Genomic DNA, 5,877 nt, shown 5'->3' on the forward strand with positions numbered 1-5,877 from the left:
AAATCCAGAACCGCCCGAATGTTACGACGACGATTCAATGCGAGAACTAAACATGAGCGAAGCCATGGGACATTATACTATTGGTAAAGTTGGCAAAGATGAATAATTACGTTTCACAGATTGTGAAGGCGCTGCGGCAGCATCCGGTACGGCCTGAATGGACCGGGGTCAATACGGCGTTTCTTGTACTCGCCGTGCTGCTCATTCCACTGGAGTATATCCTGTTCTACACAGGGGAATTGCACAGCAAAATAGATCAAGCCGCTGTCGCGCTCACGTTTATTCAATACATCATCATCAATTTGTTCCTGATCCCCTAGAGAACGCGTACATCAACATTATCCATCCATAAAAAGCGGTGCATAACATCGGCCTCCCGGTCACCCTGCAACATTTGGACCGATATAATCGGATCACGGGCGAATATTCATGTTATGCTGCTTAGTGAAGGGAGGTTATTCCGGTGGATGTGCTTGACCGTATGAACGCCGCCATCAGCTACATCGAAGACCATCTCGATGCAGAAATCGATTACGCCGAGGCGGCCAGAGCTGCTTGCTTCTCCGAACACCATTTCAAACGGATGTTTTCGTTTCTGGCCGGCGTATCCTTGACTGAATATGTGCGAAGAAGACGTTTGACCTTGGCGGCTTTTGATCTGTTGGAACATGACATGAAGGTCATTGATGCGGCCGTTAAATATGGCTACAACTCTCCTGATGCATTTTCACGGGCGTTTCAATTACTGCATGGCATAGCCCCCAGCTCGGTCAGAAACGCCGGCGTTTCATTGAAGGCATATCCTCGAATAACCTTCCAAATTTCGATCAAGGGAGATGCCGAGATGAATTACCGTATCGTCGAGAAAGAAGCTTTTACCGTGGTAGGCAAGAAGGAAACGGTGGCAGCCCACGCAGCATTCCACCCGCGCATGTGGGAACAGATTGAAGCGATCGAAGAGAGCCTTAAGCCTTATGACAACACTTTATTTCCGGGAACATTGCATCTTTCATTGACCAATGACAATGGCGACATCGACTACTATATCGCCGTAGCAACTTCCAAACCGTGTCCTGAAACATTTGACCGGCTGAACATTCCCGGACAACTGTGGGCGGTGTTTCAGGTGGAAGGCGAAATGCCGGAAGCCTTGTTGACAACATGGGAGCAGGTATATACCGAATGGTTCCCAACATCGAATTACGAGCTGGCCGAGGCGCCTGAAATGGTAAGGGGACACGCTGCAAACCATGAGATCTGGATTCCGGTGAAGAAACGGAAATGAACAAGCGGGAGGAGGCGCCCGCGGCGGGTTCACACCCCCTCCTCCCGAACCAAGCGGGCAAACACCCGGTAAGACGAACTGGTGAACGATTCGTGCCGCCGCACCAGTCCCGTCTCGATATACCGATACTTCTCCGGGATCGGATGGACATACAACTGTTCATATGCGCCGCTTAATACGGACCGCGACAGCAATGTGCACGCCAGCCCCGCCTTCACACTGCCCAGCAGCGTTTCAAGCGAGCGAATCTCCAGAAAACTGCGGAATGTCACGCCTTCGTCTTTGTGCCATTGCTCCAGTCTGGCGCGGAACGGACATCCCGCGGGGGCGACGACCCACCTTTGTTTCAAAAGGTCCGCCCCGCCTCCGCTCAACGGACTGCCGGACAGCAGCACCAGTTCATCGGTGTACAGCCAGTCGACCGTCAGGTTGGCACCCGCCAGCTCACCTGTTACCAATGCCGCGTCGAATTCCGCGTTTTTCAACTTTTGCAGCAGTTCCGCCGTATTCCCCGTTTCCAGCCGAAGCGACACATCCTCGTACTGCCGCTGATACCTGGAGATCAGGCGGATGAAATTCCCACATGTAACGCTTTCGACGACGCCGATTCGCAGTATTCCGGACGGTGTGCCGTCGTCTTTCAATACACGAACCGACTCCTCGGCCATTCTTAAGATAGAATCCGCATATTGTCGAAAAAGCATCCCTTTCTCTGTAATCCGTACCCCTTTGGGTTCTCGATGAAATAGAAGGACACCTAATTCCTCCTCTAATCTGCGCAATCGTGCGGTTACGTTAGACTGGACATACCCTAATCGATCAGCGGCACGTGAGATACTTCCCTCCTCGGCAATCGCTTGAAACACTCTCAAGTCTCTCAGCTCCACAGGAAACCTCCATCACTATTAATGATGCTTTTATTCTAAATAATCATTATACATGATATGTATTTGCATGTATACTCGAACTATCACAAGGAAAGGAGGCAACGGACATGGCCTATCTTTTTCTGATGCTTGCTATTTTTTGTGAAGTGATCGGCGCGGTCTCCAGCACATATTCTGAAGGTTTCAGAAAATGGCTTCCGAGCATCATCGTCACCGCAGCCATTGTCGCTTCTTATTATTTCTTCGCAGCAAGTCTTCAATCTGGGATGAATATCGGCGTTGGATATGCGATTTGGGCAGGACTAGGAGTTATATTGGTGGCGGCAATCGGCACGATATGGTTCAAAGAGAAGCTGACAAAGGTTCAGCTGATCGGAATTGGCTGTATTATTGGAGGAGTTGCCGCTTTAGAGCTCGGTGCACACATGTAGCAGACTTTGAGATAGTTATTCATGTTTTCTGCCGCTTTATATGAACCCTCTCTAACGAAAGGATTTCGATATGGCATACTTATATCTTTTTGTCGCTATTTTTTTGGAAACGACTGCGGCCGTAACCACACGCTTTACGGATCGTTTTACGGTGCTCGTTCCAACTATTATCACGATCTTTTTTGCCGTGTCGTCTTATATCATGTTTTCATTGAGTCTTAAGCGCGGGATGAACATCGGGTTTGGCTATGCGGTTTGGGCGGGAATCGGCGTCCTCTCGGTCGCACTTATCGGAGTGACGTTCCTGAACGATCCATTGACAGGTACTCAGATGATAGGCGTGTTACTCGTAATTGCGGGTCTTGTCGCTGTCCAACTTGGTGGCGGTGACAACAGAGAACGAGAAAAATCGGACCACGCGCATTAACTCTCTATTTCTCCGATATTTCGACGAATCAAGTTCATCAGACTAAGTTAGAGGTTGACATCGGCGGCGTCGAATCGCTATTTGCACACGGCAACGCAAATGACGGCAACTCACGATTCGTTCCTTTGACCACTTACTATTTCAAGTAACTCCTTGCAAGATTCAATAAAAAACACCTCCATCGCATCTTCATGTCCTCCGACATGAGTACATGCTCCTGGAGGTGTTTTTCTCCTTCATAAACGGTTTCCTATGCAGTCAGGAACTATAAGCTCGGTTGCAATAAATCTAGCTTGTTCCCGTACAGATCTTCGAAAACGACCTCGATTCCCCATGGCACATGTACGGGTTCTCCAGCGAACTTAACCCCAAGTCCCTTCATTCGTGCGTAGTCACCCAGGCAATCCTCAGTTTCCACAACGACAAATACATGTTCTCCGGCCTGACTTCCGATCCTGGCGCGCTTAGCATCCGTGTCCGCCTTGACGAACACGATCGCCGAGCCGCTATCCTTGGAGGGAGCAACCGTTACCCATCTCTGCCCGTCACCGAAATCATTGTCCGCCAACAATTCAAACCCAACCTTGTGCACATAGAAGTCGATCGCCTCATCATAATCATGGACCAGCATCGTAACATGTCCCAGTCTTCGCATTTAAGTATCACTCCTTTTACTAGTTCGTTGCTATTGTATCCGTTCCACATTCATTATGTATTGTATAAATCCGACAAAAGGTCTCGATTATGCATATAAACCTTAGGCGTTACGCCAACCATGTCCTTGAACACCCGGGTAAAATGAGCCTGATCATAGAACTCGCCAATAGCCGCATAATCGATCATCGGTCCGGGCTTAGCAAGCATATGCCGTAATACAGCGTGTATTCGCTGCACATTGGCATATTGTTTCGGAGTTACACCAAAGTAAGTTTTAAACTGCCGTTCCAGTGTTCGTTCGTGCAGATTAAGATTGTCCGCCAACTCACGCACACGCAGCGCACCGCTGCTCCTGACCATCCATTCGGCTGCATATGTAATCTCTCGTCTTAATTCGGTGTATGAGTAAGCTGTCCGATGAAACCGGTCCTTCAACCAACGTTCCAGAGCTAAACATTTGCCCTGAACAGACGGTATCCCAGCCAACTGCTCTTCCAGCTGATCGAAGCTTTCGCTCACGATATCCTCCATATTGCAGATTACTCCGGTCAGTTCACTGACAGGCATGCGCACGAACGGATAGAAACCATGCGGTCTAAACACGATACCCATGATCTCGACATGTCCGAACCGCTCTATCTTCACATATTCGGTCTGTTTCGCATTGATATGGCTGCGTCTTGGGATGGTAATATTTCCATTTTTATCCACATATCGATGAGGATCGCCGAGATTGATCACCATATGATAGCGGCCGTCTGGTATCATACGAGGATTCATCTTGACTGCCTCGCCGCCAGACTGAGAGATATACCAGATCGTCTGGACGTAAGTTCGCACTGCCGGATCGGCAGGCTGGCAGGAGTAGAACATCATGAACAACACTCACTTATGTAATAATCTGATAGCCATATTCTACCACATAACTTGAGTTAAACCTATTGCTATAGGCGTCCACCGCATATACTGCAATCCTGTTCGCAGGAACCCTTTCCCATTATAAGGGATATCCTTGCAGAGCCTCGATGTAATTGACAAGAAACCAACTTGGTCCCCCGCCTGCCCAAGCTTACGGAGGTCAAACTGATCTTCCGTCTCGGCATCCCTGCCGGCATGCAGATGATGGTCATATCGGCGGGGGCGTAGTGCGGGAAGGACATCGAATGGTTACAAAAGCGGCGTATATGGCGTAGGCAAGGGGCAATCTTGAATCGCTGCGATGCCGATGGATATCAAAACTCTACCTTTGGGGACGAGCGGGCAACCTCGAGAAAGGAAGAGGGAGCGCTGGTCGTTCGGAGCGAGCGAAAGGCTTCGGCGGGCATATGCGCTTGCAGGATGGGGAGACACTGTTCCAGATCGTTTGGTCTTGTCCCGATCACCGGGTCGTCTAACAGTTCGAACCCGAAATCCGCGTACAGTTTAATCGCCCGAAAACTTGACGGCTGCGTATGCAGAAACACCGGATAGTCGTCCGGGGACACCCCCTGCATCACGATGGACAACAAAGCTCTGCCGATCCCCCTCCCTTCGTACTCTTTCAGAACCTTGAACCATTGTATGGTCGTGATACGGTCGTACGCTTTCCAGGCGAAGCATGTCGCAACGGGACGATCATGTGTATCGCAGACGAACAAACATTTCGCATAAAATGAATCCTCCTTGCTGCCATACACATCCTGGAAAAAGTTCGTCATAAATCCTCTGTACTGCAAAGCCTCAGCCGGATCATCGAACGGAAAGTTCATCCAGATGTCCAGTTCGTCCTTGCGGCAGTTTCGAACATGATAGCCGGCCGGAAGCTCGCGCATCGCAGTCCGATTCAGCTCCCTGCACATCATAAAAAGGTTCAGATCTGGAATGTCGCTCATCGTCGGATCAACCCTCCTCTTCGATCACTTGTTCATTATAATGGTAAACGTTTACTGTATCAATAAAGAGTTGTACAGTGTCGGTTTGCCCATTGGACGCAGTCGATCGATCTGGATGAGATCGAGATGCTCATCTTAGCAGTAAAGGCATGATCATACTGTAGAAATTCCCTTTTGAATGAAAAGTGGTGTACGGAAGAAGGCGTACGGGGTGAAGGTTGCAGGCACTGGACACGGTGTCCGGGAATGAAGTCGTCGATGGCCGGAGCCTGTTGTGAGCGAATAAGGGTATTTTTTACACTAGCCTTGCATCAAACCT

At 49.5% G+C, this 5,877-nt stretch carries 8 protein-coding genes; 4 read left to right on the top strand and 4 right to left on the bottom strand.

The features are described 5' to 3' along the window. Positions 1-98: 98 nt before the first annotated feature. Both XYCOK13_RS21590 and XYCOK13_RS21595 read left to right on the top strand, forming a co-directional pair. The gene (locus tag XYCOK13_RS21590) at positions 99-320 is read left to right on the top strand and encodes a hypothetical protein (protein WP_213414325.1); all 222 of its coding nucleotides are present in this window, start codon (positions 99-101) and stop codon (positions 318-320) included. A 143-nt stretch (positions 321-463) separates the two neighbouring features. Then, a complete protein-coding gene (locus XYCOK13_RS21595; protein WP_213414326.1) occupies positions 464-1,285 on the top strand; it encodes an AraC family transcriptional regulator in 822 nt (273 codons plus the stop codon). A gap of 29 nt (positions 1,286-1,314) precedes the next feature. Here XYCOK13_RS21595 and XYCOK13_RS21600 read toward each other — a convergent pair whose 3' ends face one another. Then, on the bottom strand, positions 1,315-2,172 hold the full coding sequence (locus tag XYCOK13_RS21600) for a LysR family transcriptional regulator (RefSeq protein WP_213414327.1): 858 nt from the start codon (positions 2,170-2,172) through the stop codon (positions 1,315-1,317). A gap of 107 nt (positions 2,173-2,279) precedes the next feature. Between XYCOK13_RS21600 and XYCOK13_RS21605 the strand changes: the two genes are divergently transcribed. Together XYCOK13_RS21605 and XYCOK13_RS21610 are read left to right on the top strand one after the other, a co-directional pair. After that, positions 2,280-2,603 (top strand): DMT family transporter, encoded by a 324-nt coding sequence (locus tag XYCOK13_RS21605; protein WP_213414328.1) that lies wholly within the window; start codon positions 2,280-2,282, stop codon positions 2,601-2,603. A 70-nt stretch (positions 2,604-2,673) separates the two neighbouring features. Next, a complete protein-coding gene (locus XYCOK13_RS21610; protein WP_213414329.1) occupies positions 2,674-3,030 on the top strand; it encodes a DMT family transporter in 357 nt (118 codons plus the stop codon). Between the two features lie 265 nt (positions 3,031-3,295). On the opposite strand, the gene XYCOK13_RS21615 is transcribed toward XYCOK13_RS21610, so the two are convergent. The 3 genes from XYCOK13_RS21615 to XYCOK13_RS21625 form a co-directional block, all read right to left on the bottom strand. Continuing rightward, positions 3,296-3,685, bottom strand: coding sequence for a VOC family protein (locus tag XYCOK13_RS21615; protein WP_213414330.1), 390 nt, complete (start codon positions 3,683-3,685; stop codon positions 3,296-3,298). A 53-nt stretch (positions 3,686-3,738) separates the two neighbouring features. Further along, positions 3,739-4,563, bottom strand: coding sequence for a helix-turn-helix transcriptional regulator (locus XYCOK13_RS21620; RefSeq protein WP_213414331.1), 825 nt, complete (start codon positions 4,561-4,563; stop codon positions 3,739-3,741). Positions 4,564-4,919: 356 nt separating this feature from the next. Beyond that, the gene (locus XYCOK13_RS21625) at positions 4,920-5,558 is read right to left on the bottom strand and encodes a GNAT family N-acetyltransferase (RefSeq protein WP_213414332.1); all 639 of its coding nucleotides are present in this window, start codon (positions 5,556-5,558) and stop codon (positions 4,920-4,922) included. Positions 5,559-5,877 lie beyond the last annotated feature (319 nt).

Source organism: Xylanibacillus composti, from assembly GCF_018403685.1.
Taxonomy (GTDB): domain Bacteria; phylum Bacillota; class Bacilli; order Paenibacillales; family K13; genus Xylanibacillus; species Xylanibacillus composti.